Genomic DNA, 20,345 nt, shown 5'->3' on the forward strand with positions numbered 1-20,345 from the left:
AATCATGAAAAAATTCATTTTCACCGTGGCAATGGTCACAATCAGCTTTCTGTCGAAAGCACAGGTATCAGAAACAAGAAATGTTTCTTCATTCTCAAAAATTCAAGCTGCGGATGGCTTGGAAATAATTTACAGTAAAGGCAATACAACATCCGTTATTGTAGAAAGCACCGGTGATACTCCATTAAACACCATAAAGACAAAAGTGAAGAACAACACGCTTTTCGTTTCCGGGGCAAAGGGCTCGTCTGCAAAAATTTATTTGAGTACACCCGAAGTAAAGGCAGTGGTCCTTAAATCCAATTCAAAATTCAGGATTGTGGATGAGCTTACAGCACCTTCTGTTACAGTAAAAGTATCTTCCGGAGCCTACCTGTTAGGTCACATTAAATCAGAAAATTTAGTGATATCGGCTACTTCAAATGCTAAACTGATACTTACAGCTACCTCGTCTTCTGTTTCAGCATATTGTAGTGAAGGTGCCAAAGCAAGGGTTTCAGGTACTACTAAAGAGTTAGACTTGCGGTTAAATTCAAACGCATATTGGAATTCCTCCAATTTAGAATCTGAAGATATTACCGTAAAGGCGTCAAATAATGCTGATGCCGTACTATGTGGGTTGGCCAATTTAAATCTAAGCCTGGAAGATGAGGCTAAAGTAACCTATTTTGGAACGCCTTCAAACTTGTACGTAGCTGAAGGTTTGACAGTAACCGAAAAAAAATCTTCAGGAGAGAATTCCAAAATTGTAATGGTGCAAAATCCTGAAACCAGAAATTTATAATTAAGTCAAAATAAGTATAAATTCTAATATCATGAAGACAGATCTCTTTAAAAGGATAAATATTACGATGGCGTTGTTACGCATAATGCTGGCGCTTGCACTATTTCCTCACGGTGCACAGAAAATGATGGGTTGGTATGGCGGATACGGATTTGAGGGCACGATGGGGTACTTTACCGAAACCATGAAAATACCTTACATCATTGCCTTATTAGTAATCATTATCGAATTTATTGGCCCGATACTGCTGATGTTGGGTGTTTTTACCAGGACGACCTCCGCTCTGATTTTCGCCCTCTTTATGGGAATCATTTTCACATCACATGCCACTAACGGGTTTTTTATGAACTGGTTTGGAACACAAACTGGCGAAGGATACGAATACCATTTACTAATCCTTACCATCAGTTTAGCAATAACAATTATGGGGCCAGGCAATTTAAAACTCGCCAAACTATACAGAAAACAAACTCCTAAATCAAACTAAAATGAGAAAAATAATCGTAACGATAATCACATTACTATCAATACAAAGTGTCACAAGGGCACAAGTAGCCAGTTATACCTTCCAACACGAAGCACATGCATTTCCTTACCTCGCCGCTATACCTTCGGCCACAATAAATCATCATGACATAACTGATGATTTCGTACTTCCCACCGAAGCAGGTATACCGTTTAACTTCAGATTTGGAAACACCTATTACAATACTGTCAATATTTCAGAGAATGGATTCGTTTGGTTTGGTTCAGCTACCACGTCCGATATAACACAATGGAACCCAATTACAAACCCCCAACCGGCTAATCTTACCGGAATTATTTCGGCGATAGGTGTCGACCTTCATCCGCAATATACTGGAAGTGATTTCACCCGAATCAGATCAGGTTACTTTGGCGATTCTCCCAATCAGGTTTTTGTTATAGAGTGGTATCATACCTCGCGCATCTCCGTAATTAATGAAGCTGCCGGTCCGGATGAACTGGATTTTCAAATAAGGCTGCATGAAACTTCTAATAAAGTAGAGATTATCTATGGGAGGTTCCGAATGAATCCCCTGTATTTTGAATCAGTACAGGTAGGATTAAAAACCACAAATTCCGATTTCAGCTTACGCTCCACCGCCAATGCCCAATGGAACGCAACGGTCAATGGCGCTACGCTGAACAGTTCCTGTTTCCTTAGTAATACTTTCAAGCCTGCCAATGGTCAGTTTATGGTTTGGACGCCACAGTCGCTATCCGTTAACGACGGACAACTCAACAATGTTTCATTATATCCTATTCCCGCCTCAGCTTCACTTCATATCCATGGACTAGAAACAGCATCATTGACTTATAGGGTTATCGATCTAACGGGACGTATAATCGCTCAGGGAATTACTGACGATTACAGTATACCTGTAGATAACCTGCAAAGCGGAACATTTCTATTGGAACTAAAAAGCGACGACAATGTTGCCTATCACAAATTTGTTAAAATGTAATATCATGAAAGTAAATGTTAATGCCATAAGTGCCTTTACAGTAGACGGAAAAGGAGGAAATATTGCCGGGCTTGTTCTTGATGCAGGCCAATATACTTCACAGCAGAAGCAACAGATTGCCACACAATCCAATTTTTCTGAAACAGCCTTTGTATCACACTCACAAATTGCCGAATTTAAATTGGACTTTTACACACCTGTTAAACAGATTCCGCATTGCGGACATGCTACCATCGCTACATTCAGTTACCTAAAGAGCCAGGGCCTAATTGACGGTGAAACCTCTTCAAAGGAAACTATTGATGGCGTCCGTCAGATATTTTTTGATGGTGATATGGCTTTCATGGAGCAAAAGCCCGGAAAGTGGAGCTACACCGATGATGAATTAGAAATTGCCAACGCTCTAAATATCGAAACAAAAAAATTTAAGTCAAGTCCAGTTATAGTTAATACAGGCAACTCTTTCGTATTGGTCGAACTGGGCTCCATTAAGGAACTACAGGATTTGGCTCCCAATTTCGATTTGGTAAGGGAAATTTCAGAGAAGTACCTGTTAATAGGGTTCTATGTTTACGTACGGACTCCCAATGCTACAACCATTGCAACAACGCGTATGTTTGCACCATTATACGGTATACAGGAAGAATCTGCAACAGGTATGGCCGCGGGCCCATTAGCCTGGTGGCTCAACACTAAAGATCCCGGCATCGGAACAACATTCATGATCCGTCAGGGTGACTTTATGGACGTCCCTTCTTCCAGCAATCTTCATGCAATGATAAGTAAAGGTGAAAAGGTATCCAATATTTTCGTCGGAGGATCCGGTTCTTTTCTTCATAAACTCGAAATAACCATTTAAAATTCCCTCATTGAATACAATTAAAAATTTAAAATCTACAATTGCAATGAAAAAACTATTGCTCTTAAGCTTACTGATAGCAAATCAGTTTGAGGCACAAAGCCAGGCCGCAAACGTTCCTTATTCTTACGGATTTGAGAATTTCACCGAAGGATGGGACATCGTAAATTTAGGGACAGGAACAGCCACATGGTTTTTTTGGGAAAATGGTGATAATGGGGTGACCTCTGCAGAGGGAAATAATTACGCGGGTTACTTCTTCTCCGATACCGATGCCAATTCCTGGATTCTGTCACGAAAAATAAATATGTCGGCCGGGATCACCTATGCAATCTCCTTTCAATACAGGGGACAGGTGCCCGAGTACACCGAATGCCTCAAAGTAACAATCGGGAACAATAATACGGTAGCCGCACAAATAGCAGGTACGCTCTTGTTCGAAAATAACCAAATCCAAAGTGACCAATGGGTTACCAAAACGGTTTACTACACTCCGGCAGCCTCAGGTAACTATGCGCTGGGCTTCAATGTCTGTTCAATAGCATGGCAGGCGCTGCTTGCAGTTGATGATATCCGAATAAACATTGCAACGCTTTCAAATGAGGATTATGCAACACCACAGTTTAGTGTCGCTCCTAACCCTGTAAATAATTTACTGACCATTGAAAATCCGCACGGACTACTAATTGGAAAAATAAATATTAGTGACAATTTAGGAAGGATAATGAAGCAAATCGTTAATCAATCCAGCACTTCTGTCGTACTTGACATCGCCAACGTACCGGCTGGAATGTATATACTCCTCATTGAGACTGAAAACGGGATAACCCGAAAAAAAATTATAAAAGAATAATTCTAGCAAGGTAATTTGCAATAACAATCAAAAAAACGTGACTATGAAAGCTATAACTCTTGAAAAATTTGGAGGCGTTGAAAATTTTAAAATCCAAAATTTACCAATGCCTACTATTTCCGAAAATGAAGTATTGGTGAAGGTCAAAGCTTTTAGTGTTAATCCTGTCGATGTAAAAACCCGTGTAGGAGGATCTTTGGCAAAAGAACTTGAAAATGACCCTCCTATAATTCTCGGATGGGATATTTCAGGAACCATTGAAGAAGTAGGCGCCAATGTTACAAATTTTAAGGTAGGAGATGAAGTCTTTGGAATGGTTAAATTTGGCCAAAGTGCAAAGGCTTATGCCGAATATGTTGCAGCTCCCGCCGATCACCTGGCACTCAAACCGGCAAATATCACCCATCCACAAGCGGCAGCAAGTACCCTGGCAGCACTTACGGCATGGCAGGCACTCACCTATTTCGGAAAACTAAAACAAAATGATACTATTTTAATACATGCAGCTGCCGGAGGTGTCGGTCACTTTGCCGTACAAATTGCAAAACATCTCGGAGCTAATGTAATTGGGACCTCATCTGAAAAGAATAAGGAATTTGTCCTAAGTTTAGGAGCCAATGAGCATATAGACTACCGCAGTACAAAATTTGAAGACGTGGTTTCGGATATCGACTTTGTTTTGGAAACCATGGGCTACGAAAATTTTGGCCGTTCCATCGATGTGCTGAAACCTACAGGAACTATAATCAATTTGCCTTCAGGCCTGTCAGACGAAGTAAAAGCAAAAGCGATCCAAAAGGGAGTAAATGCCAACTTTTTCATGACAGTGTTTTCAGATAGTCATGACATCAATACTATTGCCTCCCTCTTGCAAAGTAATATCCTAACACCATACATCTCACATCAATATTCATTTGAGGAAATTGGTGCTGCCCATACACAAATGGAAAGTGGCTCAACAGTTGGAAAAATTGTGGTTTTAGTCTAAATTAGTGCTTTGTAAATAATCAATAACATCACACCGGTTTAGTTCAAAGAATAAAGTATGCCTATCCGGTGTACTTTACTTTTATATAGATACCGGCTCTAATATTAGCGTTTAATTTTATCATCAATAACATGAATACTAACCTTAAAAAAGATGCTGCCAACCTGGCGACTATACTAAAAAAAGTAAGCGAGCAAGGAGCGGAATATCTCGATGGTATCGCGGAAAGGCCTACCTCAACAACAGCTACAATACAAAAAGAACATACCCTGTCCGAGCAAGGGATTGGCACATTGGCCACCCTGGAAAATTTCAACGAAAGATTCGAACCATTGATGGTTGCCTCTTCAGGACCAAAATACTGGGGTTTTGTAACTGGGGGCTCAACCCCGGCTGCTATCGCCGGAGATTGGCTGACTACAATTTACGACCAAAATACCCAGGCTGAAAAAGGGTCAGGAGACAATTCCGCTCAAATTGAACTCGAAACAATTCAATTACTCCTGGATCTGTTTGACCTGCCTAAAGATTATTTAGGTGGATTTGTTACCGGTGCAACACTTTCCAACTTTACATCACTGGCAGTGGCCAGGCAATGGCTCGGAAAACAAAAAGGGTATGATATCGCAAAGGAAGGTAGTATCGCCGGATTAAAATTTTTAACGGCAACACCCCATTCGTCGGCATTAAAGTCAATGGCAATGTTAGGGGTCGGTAGTAACAACTTTACTAAAATCAGAGTCCTTGAGGGCAATCGTGAAGCGATGGACACAAAAGATTTAGAGCAAAAAATAATAGCGCTTAATGGCGAACCATTTGTACTTATTTCAAGTGGTGGAACGGTCAACACTGTAGATTTTGATGACTTTCAGGCCATTTCAGAACTAAAAAAACAATACAGCTTTTGGTGGCATATAGACGCAGCATTCGGTGGTTTCGCAGCTTGCTCTCCTATTTACAGGCACTTGGTGAAAGGTTGGGAAAATGCTGATAGCATCACAATAGATTGCCATAAATGGCTGAATGTTCCATATGAAAGTGCTGTCTATTTTATCAAGGACCAGCATCGTAATTTACAGGTAGAAACGTTTCAAAATTCCAATGCGCCTTACTTAGGTGACCCTTTGGAAAATTTTACTTACCTCAACTTCCTGCCCGAAAATTCAAGGCGGCTTAAAGCATTACCGGCTTGGTTTTCCCTTAAAGCCTATGGAAAAAAAGGATACCGCGATATAGTGGAAAATAATATCGAAAACGCAAAACAATTTGGAGATTACATCGATAAGGATAGTGCTTTTGAATTGCTGGCCCAGGTAAGGCTCAACACCGTTTGCTTTACATTAGAAGGCGCGGAAAATCAGGAAAAAGTTATTCTTTTCCTGAAGTCATTGAACGATACAGGAAAAGTATTTATGACCCCAACGGTTTATAATGGTAAAAAAGCAATCAGGGCGGCATTTGTGAACTGGAGGACCAACAGCACAGACATTAATGATGTAACACAACTTATGAAAGGGTTGGCAGATAAACTATAAGTAATCCGAGCACATTAAATTAAATGCACTTTAAAATATGTAGACATGAAAAAAATAAAACCCCAATACAATGTATTGGGGTTTTGCTTACACAGGAATCAAAAATGAACTATAAACAATTGAGTTCTTAAAAACGATATCCAACCGAAAATTGCGCACCCGAAGTCCTTACCTTCGAAGAACCTATCCCAGCTTCGCTTTGTCCGTTATTGATATTAGGGATTCCTTTGTTTAATCGTAATTGTAAATAGATATTTTCGCTGATGTTATAGGTTGAACCAAGCACTGCATCAAGATTAAATTGGTGAAAATTGTCCTTTACATCTTCTGTTCCTGAAGTATTAACCGGTGCTCCTTCAACTATTCCCTTCATCTCATAACTGTCTTTTGCAGCAATAAGATAGCCAACTTGCGGTCCACCTTCAATACTCCACTTTTTTGAAAGTGACCATTTCAGTAGAACCGGTAAGCTAACATAATGCAGCCTAAGTTTCTCACTCACGTCAAATTCCGAAGTATCATCCTCATTGTGGAAAGAGGTCTTGGCTCCCTCGCCTCTCAGAAGTAATTCAGGTTGTAGGGCAAGTGTACTGGTCAACGGTATCTCAGCTTGAACTCCTAAACTGTAAGACAGCAAAGGTTTGAACCGATCATCATCATCCCCATACAAAGGGAGGGTAAAATTAGAGACGCCCAGGCCTACTTTTCCGCTCCAGTTAATTTTTTGTGAGTTTGCGAATTGCGCGGCAAGGAGTAGCAATGCCGGAAAAATGATTTTCTTCATGTTTTAATAATTTTAATTGATAATTAATTGTCCCTTTTCTCGCTTCCTGAAGTCCTTTCCTACTTCAAAAATCCAGGACTTGATGATTTTTTTTGCAAAATTAGGTAAGGCATTTTGCAGGGAAAATGATGTAGGATAAGTAATGCGATTGACTTATGTTAAGTTTTGCAATAGCCTAACCTTCAAACTCCGTTAAAAACAAAACCCTACAAAGCAACTGTAGCACTTCATAGGGCTTTGAATCATATAATTTACGAAATCGGTTCTGCAGTAAACCCTGCCTCATTTACGATATCTACCACCTCTTTTTGGGTTAAATCACCTGGAGAGACAGTCAGTGTTTTTTTCAGTGTCATCACGTCAACCTCCCACTTTCCTTCTCCAATTTTCTCGTTTAAGGTAGGTGTTGCTTTAGCGATACAGCCGGCACATTTAATGTTTGTTTTGAATTGTAAAGTATTCATGTTAAAAATTTTTTTAATTAATTATTTGGATTTTTATTTTGTTGTTTTAATTGTAAAGATGGTCAGTAGGGTTGCCAGCGCACTCAATACCGCTGCAGCTGTAAAGGCAGTCTGAAAACCTGCAACCAATCCATTCTGCGGTGTGGCAACCAAAGCCGTCACGGCTTCTGTTTTCGCTGCTGCTATTACAACAATAATTGCCAATCCTAATGCCGAACCTATTTGGTAACTGGTGTTTACCAGTCCAGAAGCCAGTCCCATTTCTTCAGGCTTGGCACCCGACATAGCAGCCATGGTACTCGGTATATAAGCCAACGACATTCCAATCGCTCCCAATATAGATGCCGGTAAAACATTTCCTATAAAGGTACCGTCCGCAGGAGCCATGCTAAACAGGACTAAGGAAGCTGTCAGGAACAGTAATCCTGCAATTAAATTGGCTTTAAAACCAAATTTCACAACCAGTTTTCCAGTAAAGCCAACCATAACTATCATAATAACAAGTGTCATCGGAAGCAACGCCAGTCCGCTGTTAAATGCAGAATAATTAAGCACTTGCTGCAAATACAGGTTCAGGTAAAACCACAACGGAATCCAGGATCCTGCCAACAAAGCGGTTATAATATTGCCCGCAGATAAATTTGGCACCTTGAAGATGCTTAAGGGAAGAAGGGGCTCTTTCTTTTTATTTTGAGATACCAGGAAAATTGAGAATAAGATTGCTGAAACCAATAGCAAGCCTATGGTTTGTAAAGACATCCATCCGGCAGATTCTGCAGAAACAATGGCATAAACCGTTAGGACTAATGCCGTGGTAGCCATAATTGCTCCCGAAATATCCACACTTCCTTTTCTCGTTATCCCTTTTTGTAGTACACCTGGTGTTTGGAATAGTACCAGCAAACCTATCGGAATGTTGATTAAAAATATCCATTCCCATGACAGCCATTCTGTAATAACACCACCTAAAAATACCCCGGCAGAACCACCTGCTGCGGCAGCCGCACCCCAAAAACCAAACGCTTTACCCAACTCCTTCGGATCGGTGAACATCGTCATAACCATAGTAAGTGCTGCAGGTGCTATAAAAGCAGAACCTAAGCCTTGTAGGGCCCTTGCAGTATTTAAAGCTGAATCAGACCAGGCTACCCCTGCAAATAAGGAGGCCAATGTGAGTATAGCAAAACCCCACATAAAGATTTTGCGTGCTCCAAACACATCGGATAGCTTACCTCCTAAGAGTAAGAATCCGCCAAAGAAAATCACATACGCATTGAAAATCCATTGCAGCCCGGTTTGACTATAACCTAGATCGGCCTTGATAGCCGGTAATGCCACTCCAATAATGGAGGTATCCATAATCACTATAAATTGTGCAACACACAATAAGAATAAGGCTGACCATCTCAATGGATAAGGAGCCGGAGCCGTTGTTGTTTTAGTATCTTTCATATCTAAATTATTATTAAGCAAAATTATCACGGGTGTCTAATCCAAACTTTGCACTTTTTACTGTTGTTTTACTATAATTTTCTAAAATCTGGTATTATTGTAATAACCCTAAAGCCTTTTCGTAAGCTACCGTCAGGATCTTCAACTCATAAACCGCCATCAGATAATTGACCTGGGCCATATTATAAGCCAATTCAGCATCGTTTACTTCCAACATCGAACTCAGGTTATTCAGGTATCTGTTGTTATTAATCGTGTAATTCATTTCGGCGGCTTCTACGGTTTTCTTCTGAATGTCTAACTGAGCTTTGGCATTTTTCCAATTACTGGCCGTAGTGCTCAACTCTAAGTTGACTTCTTCCTTCAAATCCTCCAGAACCAGTTTTTCCTGTTGGATCTTTAGTTTACCCTGTCGTGCTTGTGCAGTAAATGTGCCGCCGCTAAAAAGAGGCACAGTAACCTGGAGGCCTACGAAGCTTGTTTTAGGGAATGTGTATTGGGACACTTTTACATCGTCGGCCTGCGCCTGAAGCTGGTATTGGCCAATTAAAGATACCTGCGGCAATTGGCTGCCTTTTATCACCAATAATTTTCGCTCTTCTTTTTCAATAGTTAAAACCTGAAGTTGGATATCTTTTCGCTTCGATGTGGCACTTTCAGCTTTATTTTCCAATAGGAGGAACTTTTCACTTTCATCTTCCAAAGCCAAACGGTCAGTTAGTTCAATCGGTAAAGTGCTATCCATTCCGATAAGTTTTTTAAATCTGGCCGTTACGATGTCAATATTGTTTTTCAGATAGGATATAGAAGATTTTAAATTTTCCACCGCAATATAACTTCTCAGCGTATCAACCTTTAAGGCTCGTCCTTCGGCAAATAGCGACTTCGCGTCCTGCAAAGCCTTTTGGTTTCGGGACATGCTTTTCGCCTGCAGTTCTAACTGGCCTTTCATCAGTTGAATAGTGTAATACTCTTTTGTAACCTGCAGCAACAACTGACTTTTCATCTCTTCGGTCGTTTCCTTTTCAATCTTCTCATCCACTTTCGCGACTTCTTTTTGGCGGCTGATATTTTTCGAAATCAGAGGTTGTTGCAGTGTGACTGCAGTATTCAAAGTATTCAAACCACCTACGCTTACATCCTGTACCGGATTCTGGGTACCGGCAAAAGTACCAGGCAAAAAGATGACTTGCCTGTCAAAATAATGGGACACAGTTCCGTTTAAGGCTACTGTAGGCAGTTGCTTTCCCCTCATCTCGTTGGTAATTTCCTTTTGTCTTTGCTCTTCAAGTTTTTGAACTGATAGGGTTTTATTGTTATTAGAGGCCAATTCTATAGCTTCCTTTAATGAAACCTGAGTTGTTTGTGCCTTCAGAAAATGTGTTGAAAGCAAAGCCAGAACAAGCCAGGCTGTTTTATAAATGACTGTTTTCATAATCAACATTTTAAAATTCGTTAGTATTTTCAAAGGATAATGCATCAGGATCTTCGACGATAGCGTTGGTTTTGCTGGCTGAAAGATAGGAGTACACCGCAGGGATAATGAATAAAGTCAGGATACCGGCAAAAAGAAGCCCTCCCACAATTACGATTCCTAATGATTGCCTGCTGTTCAGTGTCAGCGCAATTGGCAGAGCGCCAAATATCATCGCCAGGGAAGTCATCAGGATCGGTCTGAAACGCTGCACTGCCGCATGGGTTACCGCTTCAAATTTCGACATGCCCTTTGCCTTCAAATCATTGGCAAACTCTACGATTAAGATCCCGTTTTTGGTAATCAATCCGACTAGCGTGATGATTCCAATTTGACTAAATACGTTCAAACTTTGATCAAACCAGTATAGGCTTATCAGCGCACCGGTTACTGCCATCGGAACGGTCAGCATAATGATTAGCGGATCGCGCAAACTTTCAAATTGTGCAGCTAAAATCAAATAGATGAGAAGCAGCGCCAATACCAACGTGAATAAAATATTTCCCTGGCTTTCTTCGTAATCACGTGCCTGGCCCGATAAAGAGGTTTTAAAATTTTCGCCTAAAACACTTTTCCTGATACTTTCCATTTCACGGATGCCTTCTTCCAAGCTTACGCCTGGAGCCAGTCCTGCCGAAACCGTGGCAGAAGTATATTGATCGTAACGATAAATTGCCGCCGGACTAATATCTTCCTCAAGCGTAACTAAATTGTCCAAAGAAATCATATCGCCATTACTTGACCTGACATTAATGGATTTTAAATCACTCAAATCATTTCGTTGTTCTTTCTCTACCTGTCCAATCACCTCATATTGGCGGTCGTCTTTCAAGAAATATCCATAGCGCTGTCCCGATAATGACAATTGCAGGGCTCTCGAAACTTCCTGGATTGAAACCCCCATCAAGGCCGCTTTTTGACGGTCGATATTGATTTTGATTTCGGGTTTATTCATTTTTAAATCCGAATCCACAAACATCAATTTTTTGCTTTGGCGGGCGGCATTAAGGAACTTTGGCAGTACCTTATTGAGCGAATCCAGATTCTGCGCCTGCAAAACATACTGCACCGGCATACCACCACCATATCGTGTCCCAATTGTTGGGGGCATATAAGGGAACAGAAGGAATTTTCTAAAATTACCCGAAGCAGCTCCATATTTATTATAAATATCCTGAACAGAAGATTTCCGCTCTTTAGGATCTTTTAGGTATATGGTTTGTACAGCCACGTTCACCGGCGCAGGGGCAGGAATAAAAGAAATAGCGACCATAGAATACGTTTGGTATAGCCCATCAGTAGAATCGTTGACAAATTTGCCCACTTCCAACATATTTTTCTTCATATAGTCATAGGAAACGCCTTCCGGGGCCACTGCAATCAGATTCAGGTTAGAACGGTCTTCTACAGGCGCCAGCTCCGACGGCAGTGCTTTTCCTAAAAAGTAAATAAGTCCACCTGCAGCTACCAGGAACACCCACGCGAGCCATCTTCGCTTCATGAAAGAAGTTAACAGGTTCTCGTAGCCTTTATTCAGCTTAAGAAAAAACGGTTCTGTTTTGAGGTAGAGCCAATTGTGCTTATCTTGTTTTTTTAATAGATAGGCACTCAGCATTGGCGACAAAGTCAAGGCAACAAAAGCGGACACCAATACCGAACCCGAAACCACTATTGCAAATTCTTTAAATAACTGCCCGCTGATACCGCCCATAAAGACGATAGGCATAAATACGGCTGCCAATGTAATGGTAGTAGAAATTACCGCAAAGTAAATTTCTTTGGATCCCTTGAAAGCAGCCTCCCTTGGAGTCATGCCTTCCTCTACTTTTTTATAAATGTTTTCCAGCACTACGATAGCATCATCTACCACTAATCCAATGGCCAATACCAACCCCAACAATGTCAGGACATTGATGGAAAAACCTGCTACATACATAATGAAGAAAGCTGACAGGATCGAAACCGGAATTGCCAGTACGGGGATAATGGTTGAACGCCAGTCCCTTAAAAATAAAAAGATAATCAGCACTACCAGCCCAAATGCGATAAACAATGTTTCTTCCACTTCCTTAATCGATTCCCTAACCGGTTTAGTAAAGTCAAAACCAACTATTAACCGGTAATCCTTAGGTACTTCTTTGCGTAACTGATCTAATCTTTTATAGAATTCGTCCACTACTTCAATGGCATTGGCACCTCTTTGGATTTGAATAGCTACTCCAACTCCAATCCTGTTGGCATTATCAGTTCCGTTGATGATTGCATTGCGTTCATTCATTTCTCCTAATTCTGCAAAACCGACGTCTTTTAAACGGATAATAGCGTTTTCGGTTTGCTTGATAATCATGTTGTTAAAATCGGCAACCGAAGTCAGTCTTCCAATCGATCTCACACTCAGCTCGTTACTGTTCCCTTCAATTCTTCCTGAAGGCAGATCAATGTTTTCTCTTAGCAATGCCTGTCGTATATCTTCTGGAGTCAGTTTTACGGCTGCCAATCTGATAGGGTCAAAGCGCAATCGCATAGCGTATTTATGGTCACCCACTATCGCTACCTTGTTGATTCCCGGAATGGATTGAATCCTGTCTTTGATAACGGTCGAAGCCAAATGACTTACTTCCTTGATGTCCTTGGTATCGCTTTCCACTTCAAGAAAAGCAACCAAATTATCAGGTGAAGAAGCTTTTTCAACTATCGGCGGATCAACATCAGCCGGAATCTGATTTTTAGATTTCGCCACTTTATCGCGCACATCGTTGAGCGCATCCTCTAAATTAATATCGCGGTTAAATTCAACCGATATAATACTTACCTGCTCCCTCGATTCTGACGAAATGGTTCTGAGTCCATTGGCTTCTGCAATAGATTCCTCCATAGGCTTTGTAATTTTTGAAGCAATTACATCTGGGCTTGCACCGGGATAAAAAGTAACAACAGATATCACCGGAGGTTCGGTTAGCGGAAATTCCCTGACACCAAGGTACTTCCATCCCACTAATCCCATGATGGCTATGATTACCGAAAATACGCCAGCCAATACGGGCTTTTTAATACTTAATGATGGTAAATTCATGATTTCTTTTACTAAATGTTATTTTGAAGTAATTGCATTAACGGGCATACCATCCCCTAAACGGAGAATATTGGTAACCACAACAGCATCTCCATTATTGATTCCGGAAGTAATAGTGGCCTCTGATTCAGAGCGGTTGGAAATGGTAACAGATGTTAATTTGGCTTTACCGTCAACAAGGATATAAACATTATATCCTTTCTCTCCCGGTATCAATGCTTCTGATGGTATTGTAATGCCTTTGGCACCAGCTCTGCCCACCTTAAAGTGGATTTTTGCCGACATACCGCCTTTAAATTCTCCCTTCGGATTAACGGCAACTGCCTGCACTTTTAAGTTTCTGTTGGCTTCCTCCAATCCTGATTCACTGGCTTTTATAATCGCCGTATGCTGTTGGTCCGTAAGCTGTGTACTGAATCCAATCTTACTACCATTTTTAACTAGTGAAAGATATTTTTCAGGTAAGGAAAAATTGATTTTCACGGTAGATTGATCTTGTAGGTTTACCAAGTCTAGGCCCGGTGTAACATAAGAACCTAAATCCACTTTCGAAATGCCAATCCTGCCCGAAAAAGGCGCCCTGATTTCGGTTTTACTCAATTGAAATTGGACAAATTCCTGCTGGGCTTCCAAAGTTTGCAGCTTAACGGCAGCTTCATCATATTCCTGCTTTCTGACAGATTCCATCTTTAATAACCTACCTAAGCGCAGCTCGTTAAGCCTGGCCAATTTGAGTTCGGCCTGCAGTTCTTTTAATTTTGCTTTCAGGTCAGTATCGTTCAACTTATAAAGCAGTTGTCCTTTGCTTACATTCGAACCATCACTAAAAGCGATGCGTGTGATCTTTTGGGCAATTTCACTTACTATCGCAACCTCTTGGTAAGGAAGAATGGTGCCCACTACAACTTCCTCCTGGTCTAAATCAGTCTCCTGCGCTACGATAAAATCTACAGGAAGTTTACTTACTGCAGCAGCAGTATCACTGCCTTTTTTGGCCTCAGCGTCGCCATTCTGGCAGGAATTCAGAGTTAGGATCAGTATTCCCAATACAAGGAATATTTTGCCGATTTTTAAAACTTGTAACATATTAAATGATTTTAAATTAATAATATGGTACAAATTTATGGCGGGGCTTATGCAGGCTTTTTGCACTATTCAGAGGAAGATGTCTAAAATTTTAAACCAAAAAAAATGCCCGGTATAACCGGACATTCTGTAAATTATATTCAAACAAGCTTTACAGCTTCAACGCTTTTAATCTAAGGCTATTCCCTACTACCGACACAGAACTTAAGGCCATCGCTGCTCCTGCAATCATCGGGTCCAGTAAAAATCCGTTGATAGGATATAGTAATCCGGCAGCAACTGGGATACCAATTAAATTATAAATAAAGGCCCAAAAGAGGTTTTGCTTGATGGTATTGATGGTCCTGCCCGACAACTTCAGGGCTTTAGGTACCATATTCAAATCGGAGGTAATCAGGGTCATTTTGGCAACATCCATAGCTATGTCCGATCCTTTACCCATAGCAATGCTCACGTCAGCCTGAGCCAGGGCATGGCTGTCATTAATACCGTCTCCTACCATCGCCACAACTTTCCCCTGCGCTTGTAATTCTTTAATAAAGGAAGCTTTATCAGCGGGCATTACTTCAGCTTTATAGTGTCTCAGTCCAACTTCTTTTGCCACCGCGTGGGCGGTCTGCTGATTATCACCGGTCAGCATAAACACTTCAATACCGCTGTCCTGCAATGTTTTGATAGCCTCTTTAGAAGTCGCTTTCACTTTATCCGCTATTGCTATGACAGCTAAAGTTTCCATTTCATCAGCGAAATACACCACGGTTTTGGCTTCCTTTTGCCATTTTTCAGCAAAAGAGGATACCAGCGCACCTACTTTGATGCCATGCTCCGACATTAGGTTTCTATTTCCCACTAAGTACGTTTTCCCATCACTGGACGCTTTAACACCCCTGCCTGTGATACTTACAAATTGCCCTAACTGTAAAGACTGAAGGCCTTCGGTCTGCAAAATGGCAGTGACAGCTTCAGCCAATGGATGCTCAGACTGTTTTTCAATACTGTATAGGATTTGTTTTAGCAATGCATTATCACTTTGCTCATCCTTCCAAACCAATTCGGTAACTACTGGATTTCCTTCAGTGATGGTCCCTGTTTTATCCAGTATAATGGCATTCACCTTATGTGCCAGTTCCAGGCTTTCGGCATCTTTAATTAATATATTGTTTTCTGCACCTTTACCTATTCCCACCATGATGGCTGTTGGAGTGGCTAAACCAAGCGCACAAGGACATGCAATAACCAAAACAGATACCGATGTAAGCAACGCATGGGTCAGGGCATTATCAACCCCAAAAACCATCCATACAATAAAAGTCAGTAGCGCTATTCCAATAACTATAGGAACAAAAATCCCTGCAATCTTATCAACAAGCTTCTGGACCGGCGGTTTGCTGCCTTGGGCATCCTGCACCATTTTAATGATATGGGCCAAAATAGTGTCACCACCCACTTTTTCAGCTTTGAATTCAAAACTGCCCTTCTGGTTGATTGTTCCTGCAAAAACCTTTTCTCCTTTTATTTTTTCAACAGGTATAGGTTCTCCGCTTATCATACTTTCATCTACAAAAGACTGCCCCTGTGTAACTTCCCCGTCTACCGCTATTTTATCTCCCGGTTTCACAATAATAATGTCTCCCATGGCAACATCAGCAATAGGAACTTCCCTTTCAACACCGTCAGTTATAATGCTTACTGTTGTAGGCTGCAGTCCAATCAGTTTCTTCAAGGCTGAGGAGGTGTTGGATTTAGCCTTTTCTTCCAGTAATTTCCCAATAGAAATAAAAGCCACAATTACAGCTGCCGCTTCAAAGTATACATGGGCGTGTAAACCTCTCTCGTGCCAAAATTCAGGAAAAAAAGTATTAAAAACACTGAACAGGTAAGCTATTCCTGTACTCAAAGCTACCAGCGTATCCATATTGGCTTTACCGTGTTTGGCCTGTCTGTAGGCATTTATAAAAAAGCCGCTGCCCAAATAAAACACTACAGGAGTGGCTAACGCCATCATAATATAATTGCCAAAGGGCATATCCATGAAGAACATTCCAATAACAACGATCGGAATAGACAGCAGCACCGCTAAGGCCGTTCTTTTTTTCAGTGCTTCATAGTGTTTTTGCTGCTGCTCCTGTTGCACCTGAAAGGGATCTTCCGCATCTACGATCAAATCATAACCTATCGAGCGGGTTCTGTTTTGAATTTCTTCTATACTTACGGCATCTGAATACTCAATCCATGCCGATTGGTTGGCATAGTTCACACCGGCATCCTTTACACCTTCAGTCGATTTAATGATGCTTTCCACGCTTATGGCACAGGCAGCACACGTCATACCGGTAACCGGAAAAGTGTGCTTTGCAAAAATATTTTTTTCAGTTTTATTCTGGACTAAAGTTTCCATGATATTAAATTTTAATTAGTGGTATTCGTTTTTATGCCGTTGTTAAGCCATGTGCATAGCAGCAGACAATAAATTATTTTTTCTAAGGTTCTTAAAATGATAGGTATCAAAGCCTGTATAGGTTTTTAATTGCCTTGATAGATGAGAGACACTACTATAACCCCACTCATCAGAGATTTCAGTAAGTGATTTGTCGGTCTGTATTAGCTGCTCCTTTACTTTATTGATTCGTTGCTGGATAATAAATTTTTCCAAAGTAATGCCTTCGTAATCTGAAAACACCGAACTCAAGTAAGCGTAATCTCTTCTCAACTGCGTACTCAAATACTCTGAGAATTTAGGAGTGGTTTTGTTTTCGGATTGTAAATCGATAGCGTTTTTAACGCAATCCTTAATTTGTGACACAAGCGCTAACTTTTTATCGCTTAAAAGAGCAAAGCCGTACTTATGAAGTAATGACTGAATCTGATCTTCGCTAATATGACCTGGTAAATCTCCCTTAAAAAAAACTTCCCCCAGGTTTATCGATGTGACCTCTAATCCTATAAGGGATAATTCGTCGAATATAATGGTGATGCATCTCGTACATACCATTCCTTTTATCTGAAGTCTGTTAGTGCCTTGCATGTCCTTTTAAATTTTATAGGACAAAATTAGGGTATGCAGGTTGCAGCGCTATTGTAAAATTCCTGAATAGATGTGCAAAATTTTACAATTGGTCAAGTGACTTCCGCTTGTTTTCCTTTATCGATTTGAAATGAGATGGTGTAAGGCCGGTAATTTTTTTAAATTGGGTAGACAAATGCTGTACATTACTGTAACCCAGTTTGTAGGCTATTTCACTAAGCGAAAGTTCATTATACACAAGGAGTTCTTTTACCCGCTCTATCCTTTGCAGGATAATAAATTGTTCAATCGTAATGCCTTCCGTAGTAGAAAATATAGAACTGATATAGTTGTAATCAATTGGGATCTGGTCTGCAATCAGTGTTGAGAAATTTTTCTTAATATCAATATCATCAGAGCCATGGATCAGGGTGACAACGATGTTTTTCACCTTTTCAATAATCATCGCCTTTTTGTCATCTAGTAATTCAAACCCATGCTCAGCTAAGCCATTTTTTAACTGTTCCAATTGCTCATCAGGTAAATCCTCCCTAAAACTGATTTCCCCTAAATGAACAATCTCCGCCTCCAAATTATGCTTTTCCAACACTTGCTTTACCACCAGGATGCATCGTTGGCAGACCATATTTTTTATCGATAATTTCATTTTTGACTATTTGTTAATTCTAAATGAAGATAACAAAGTTATAAAAACTCTTTGAATCAAATCCTGGGAAAGGATTGCTAATGATAGTTGTTATCATTCCTGTGTAAAGCTACTCCAATGATTTTGGGATTGCCTTGCATAATTTTATAAATAGTGTATAAAATTTATTAATCCAATTATTGTGTCATGCTTGGCGCAATGCACGTATTCATAACACAAACCTGCGCCCTCATTACATTCGTTCCAATAGCTACTCATCATAAAGTATAATTTTATCTTACTAAAACAATTCATTTTGTGAAAAAGGATATTGACCAAATAGTATTTCCCTGTTCCGTCTCCTTCTCACAATGGAAGTATTTTGAAATTAAAGATTCTGCATGAAATACCATTCAAATGTAAACGTTTCGCTTCTTCTGATTCCAATTTTCATGTGTTGCAATTGTTCAGATGAGAAGCAGTACAACTATGCTGTAAAGAAGCCCGATCTTTTGTTGTCCCTGCGAAAACAGCTCCTTTTTAAGTATAGTTCTCCACTAAATAATGAAATAAAGTTTTTTTTTCAACACGAATTGAAAGTCCTCAAAACCCATTGCCGATGAAAGAAGTTTGGGAGGTTGAGGAAAAAATAAAACATAATAATCTTTTGCTTGGTTGTTATTATTTTTAAATCTACTATAAAAAATGGAAAAAAAAATTGGTTTATACTGGTATGGAACAATAGTTCTTGTATTATTATCAGGGTTTTTACCAATTCAGATAGCATCATTATCCTACTTCCAACAGCTGCATTTTAAGCGGATAGGCAGAAAACCTTAGAGTAACTCGTTCAATTAATTAATCCATAATTATAAAACGCCGCAGTTTGCGGCAATAACTTTAAAAAAACAAATATGAAAAAAAGAACACACTTTTAATTGAACTCGTGACAATTCAATGTATGTTTAATTTAGCGAATGCACAAACAATGCAATGGACCGGAATCTAGGGCGGTGACGGTGAAGATGTAGTAATAGTAGGCATGTATACAGAGAGCAATGGTAGTACCTACACAACCGGATACTTTACCAATAACTGCGGTTTTAAATATTAGCGACGCTTCATCAGTCATTCAGCATGAAAACGTTTTTCAAACATTCATAGCCAAATACAATACAAATGGAGAATTAGTTTGGCCAAAGTATATCGGAGGAGATACAAGTGAAAATGGTACCGCCATAATTGTAAAACAATAATCAAATAAATAGGTCTGTAACTAAACTTGGATAGTTTCAAGTTTAGTTACAGACCTATTCTATATAACCCAATTCTCACGATTAACAGTTATACATCACATAATAGATAAAGCAACGCTATTATTAAACTTCAGCTCGTTATAATAAACATTAAATAAATATAAAGTTGTTATACTTATTTTAATTTTAAAATAAAAAAACTACTTTTACAATTGTGAAACTTTTAAATTACATATTATCAATCTATTTGATAGCGCTATCGTGTTTGCCTTGCGCGGATATGGAAGTAAGTAGCGCAGCGCATAAAGTTACTGAAGTCGCTGCTAATCACGATGAAAAATCCCATAACCACAATAAAGAAAAGGATTTATGTTCTCCTTTTTGCAGTTGCAATTGTTGTGGCTCTCAAATAGTAAGCTATTTCAAGATCTTAACTGTAAATTTTGCAGTAGTTTCCAAAAATATTAAAACACAGTTGCCTTCATATACATCTAAATTCACTTCCAATTTCTACGGAAGTATTTGGCAACCCCCTCAGATAGCATAATGAACCCGTCCCGACAATTCGGGATTCGGGCTAGAGAGTTGTGGAATTTCCAC

The 20,345-nt window shown here is 40.0% G+C and carries 18 protein-coding genes; 9 read left to right on the plus strand and 9 right to left on the minus strand.

Going from position 1 to position 20,345, the window contains the following annotated elements; genetic code table 11:
• Nucleotides 1-4 precede the first annotated feature (4 nt).
• The 7 genes from L1S31_RS10885 to L1S31_RS10915 all read left to right on the plus strand — a co-directional run bounded on the left by L1S31_RS10885 (nucleotide 5) and on the right by L1S31_RS10915 (nucleotide 6,506).
• A complete protein-coding gene (locus L1S31_RS10885; protein WP_236464760.1) occupies nucleotides 5-784 on the plus strand; it encodes a GIN domain-containing protein in 780 nt (259 codons plus the stop codon).
• 31 nt (nucleotides 785-815) lie between these two features.
• Nucleotides 816-1,271: a DoxX family protein gene (locus L1S31_RS10890; RefSeq protein ID WP_236464761.1), complete on the plus strand. Its 456-nt coding sequence runs from the start codon at nucleotides 816-818 to the stop codon at nucleotides 1,269-1,271.
• A gap of 1 nt (nucleotide 1,272) precedes the next feature.
• Entirely contained in the window at nucleotides 1,273-2,271 is a 999-nt protein-coding gene (locus L1S31_RS10895; protein ID WP_236464762.1) for a T9SS type A sorting domain-containing protein, read from the plus strand.
• A gap of 4 nt (nucleotides 2,272-2,275) precedes the next feature.
• Entirely contained in the window at nucleotides 2,276-3,130 is an 855-nt protein-coding gene (locus tag L1S31_RS10900) for a PhzF family phenazine biosynthesis protein (protein WP_236464763.1), read from the plus strand.
• A 46-nt stretch (nucleotides 3,131-3,176) separates the two neighbouring features.
• Entirely contained in the window at nucleotides 3,177-3,983 is an 807-nt protein-coding gene (locus tag L1S31_RS10905; RefSeq protein WP_236464764.1) for a T9SS-dependent choice-of-anchor J family protein, read from the plus strand.
• A gap of 43 nt (nucleotides 3,984-4,026) precedes the next feature.
• Nucleotides 4,027-4,971 (plus strand): NADP-dependent oxidoreductase, encoded by a 945-nt coding sequence (locus L1S31_RS10910; protein ID WP_236464765.1) that lies wholly within the window; start codon nucleotides 4,027-4,029, stop codon nucleotides 4,969-4,971.
• A 131-nt stretch (nucleotides 4,972-5,102) separates the two neighbouring features.
• Nucleotides 5,103-6,506: a pyridoxal phosphate-dependent decarboxylase family protein gene (locus tag L1S31_RS10915; RefSeq protein WP_236464766.1), complete on the plus strand. Its 1,404-nt coding sequence runs from the start codon at nucleotides 5,103-5,105 to the stop codon at nucleotides 6,504-6,506.
• Nucleotides 6,507-6,633: 127 nt separating this feature from the next.
• Here the strand turns inward: L1S31_RS10915 and L1S31_RS10920 are convergent, their stop codons facing one another.
• The 9 genes from L1S31_RS10920 to L1S31_RS10960 all read right to left on the minus strand — a co-directional run bounded on the left by L1S31_RS10920 (nucleotide 6,634) and on the right by L1S31_RS10960 (nucleotide 18,510).
• Nucleotides 6,634-7,290, minus strand: a complete 657-nt coding sequence (locus L1S31_RS10920) for a porin family protein (RefSeq protein ID WP_236464767.1) — start codon at nucleotides 7,288-7,290, stop codon at nucleotides 6,634-6,636.
• A 251-nt stretch (nucleotides 7,291-7,541) separates the two neighbouring features.
• A complete protein-coding gene (locus L1S31_RS10925; protein ID WP_236464768.1) occupies nucleotides 7,542-7,754 on the minus strand; it encodes a heavy-metal-associated domain-containing protein in 213 nt (70 codons plus the stop codon).
• Between the two features lie 33 nt (nucleotides 7,755-7,787).
• On the minus strand, nucleotides 7,788-9,206 hold the full coding sequence (locus L1S31_RS10930) for an MFS transporter (RefSeq protein ID WP_236464769.1): 1,419 nt from the start codon (nucleotides 9,204-9,206) through the stop codon (nucleotides 7,788-7,790).
• A gap of 94 nt (nucleotides 9,207-9,300) precedes the next feature.
• Complete coding sequence (locus L1S31_RS10935; protein ID WP_236464770.1) at nucleotides 9,301-10,641, minus strand: TolC family protein; 1,341 nt, start codon at nucleotides 10,639-10,641, stop codon at nucleotides 9,301-9,303.
• Nucleotides 10,642-10,651: 10 nt separating this feature from the next.
• Nucleotides 10,652-13,753 (minus strand): efflux RND transporter permease subunit, encoded by a 3,102-nt coding sequence (locus tag L1S31_RS10940; RefSeq protein ID WP_236464771.1) that lies wholly within the window; start codon nucleotides 13,751-13,753, stop codon nucleotides 10,652-10,654.
• Between the two features lie 18 nt (nucleotides 13,754-13,771).
• A complete protein-coding gene (locus L1S31_RS10945; protein ID WP_236464772.1) occupies nucleotides 13,772-14,839 on the minus strand; it encodes an efflux RND transporter periplasmic adaptor subunit in 1,068 nt (355 codons plus the stop codon).
• Between the two features lie 151 nt (nucleotides 14,840-14,990).
• Nucleotides 14,991-17,237: a heavy metal translocating P-type ATPase gene (locus L1S31_RS10950; RefSeq protein ID WP_236464773.1), complete on the minus strand. Its 2,247-nt coding sequence runs from the start codon at nucleotides 17,235-17,237 to the stop codon at nucleotides 14,991-14,993.
• Between the two features lie 42 nt (nucleotides 17,238-17,279).
• Complete coding sequence (locus tag L1S31_RS10955; protein ID WP_236464774.1) at nucleotides 17,280-17,642, minus strand: helix-turn-helix domain-containing protein; 363 nt, start codon at nucleotides 17,640-17,642, stop codon at nucleotides 17,280-17,282.
• Between the two features lie 304 nt (nucleotides 17,643-17,946).
• Nucleotides 17,947-18,510 (minus strand): helix-turn-helix domain-containing protein, encoded by a 564-nt coding sequence (locus tag L1S31_RS10960; RefSeq protein WP_236464775.1) that lies wholly within the window; start codon nucleotides 18,508-18,510, stop codon nucleotides 17,947-17,949.
• Nucleotides 18,511-19,547: 1,037 nt separating this feature from the next.
• On the opposite strand from L1S31_RS10960, the gene L1S31_RS10965 reads away from it, so the two are divergent.
• Together L1S31_RS10965 and L1S31_RS14945 are read left to right on the plus strand one after the other, a co-directional pair.
• Nucleotides 19,548-19,745, plus strand: coding sequence for a hypothetical protein (locus L1S31_RS10965; RefSeq protein ID WP_236464776.1), 198 nt, complete (start codon nucleotides 19,548-19,550; stop codon nucleotides 19,743-19,745).
• Between the two features lie 214 nt (nucleotides 19,746-19,959).
• A complete protein-coding gene (locus L1S31_RS14945; RefSeq protein ID WP_370637875.1) occupies nucleotides 19,960-20,292 on the plus strand; it encodes a DUF6660 family protein in 333 nt (110 codons plus the stop codon).
• The last annotated feature ends 53 nt before the right edge of the window (nucleotides 20,293-20,345 follow it).

This window comes from Flavobacterium wongokense (assembly GCF_021608265.1).
Taxonomy (GTDB): Bacteria; Bacteroidota; Bacteroidia; order Flavobacteriales; family Flavobacteriaceae; genus Flavobacterium; species Flavobacterium wongokense.

Excerpts from the sequence above, each read along its gene's own strand:
- L1S31_RS10885 (WP_236464760.1), top strand. The coding sequence starts at position 5 with ATGAAAAAATTCATTTTCACCGTGGCAATGGTCACAATCAGCTTTCTG.
- L1S31_RS10890 (WP_236464761.1), top strand. The coding sequence starts at position 816 with ATGAAGACAGATCTCTTTAAAAGGATAAATATTACGATGGCGTTGTTA.
- L1S31_RS10895 (WP_236464762.1), top strand. The coding sequence starts at position 1,273 with ATGAGAAAAATAATCGTAACGATAATCACATTACTATCAATACAAAGT.
- L1S31_RS10900 (WP_236464763.1), top strand. The coding sequence starts at position 2,276 with ATGAAAGTAAATGTTAATGCCATAAGTGCCTTTACAGTAGACGGAAAA.
- L1S31_RS10905 (WP_236464764.1), top strand. The coding sequence starts at position 3,177 with ATGAAAAAACTATTGCTCTTAAGCTTACTGATAGCAAATCAGTTTGAG.
- L1S31_RS10910 (WP_236464765.1), top strand. The coding sequence starts at position 4,027 with ATGAAAGCTATAACTCTTGAAAAATTTGGAGGCGTTGAAAATTTTAAA.
- L1S31_RS10915 (WP_236464766.1), top strand. The coding sequence starts at position 5,103 with ATGAATACTAACCTTAAAAAAGATGCTGCCAACCTGGCGACTATACTA.
- L1S31_RS10920 (WP_236464767.1), bottom strand. The coding sequence starts at position 7,290 with ATGAAGAAAATCATTTTTCCGGCATTGCTACTCCTTGCCGCGCAATTC.
- L1S31_RS10925 (WP_236464768.1), bottom strand. The coding sequence starts at position 7,754 with ATGAATACTTTACAATTCAAAACAAACATTAAATGTGCCGGCTGTATC.
- L1S31_RS10930 (WP_236464769.1), bottom strand. The coding sequence starts at position 9,206 with ATGAAAGATACTAAAACAACAACGGCTCCGGCTCCTTATCCATTGAGA.
- L1S31_RS10935 (WP_236464770.1), bottom strand. The coding sequence starts at position 10,641 with ATGAAAACAGTCATTTATAAAACAGCCTGGCTTGTTCTGGCTTTGCTT.
- L1S31_RS10940 (WP_236464771.1), bottom strand. The coding sequence starts at position 13,753 with ATGAATTTACCATCATTAAGTATTAAAAAGCCCGTATTGGCTGGCGTA.
- L1S31_RS10945 (WP_236464772.1), bottom strand. The coding sequence starts at position 14,839 with ATGTTACAAGTTTTAAAAATCGGCAAAATATTCCTTGTATTGGGAATA.
- L1S31_RS10950 (WP_236464773.1), bottom strand. The coding sequence starts at position 17,237 with ATGGAAACTTTAGTCCAGAATAAAACTGAAAAAAATATTTTTGCAAAG.
- L1S31_RS10960 (WP_236464775.1), bottom strand. The coding sequence starts at position 18,510 with ATGAAATTATCGATAAAAAATATGGTCTGCCAACGATGCATCCTGGTG.
- L1S31_RS10965 (WP_236464776.1), top strand. The coding sequence starts at position 19,548 with ATGGTAGTACCTACACAACCGGATACTTTACCAATAACTGCGGTTTTA.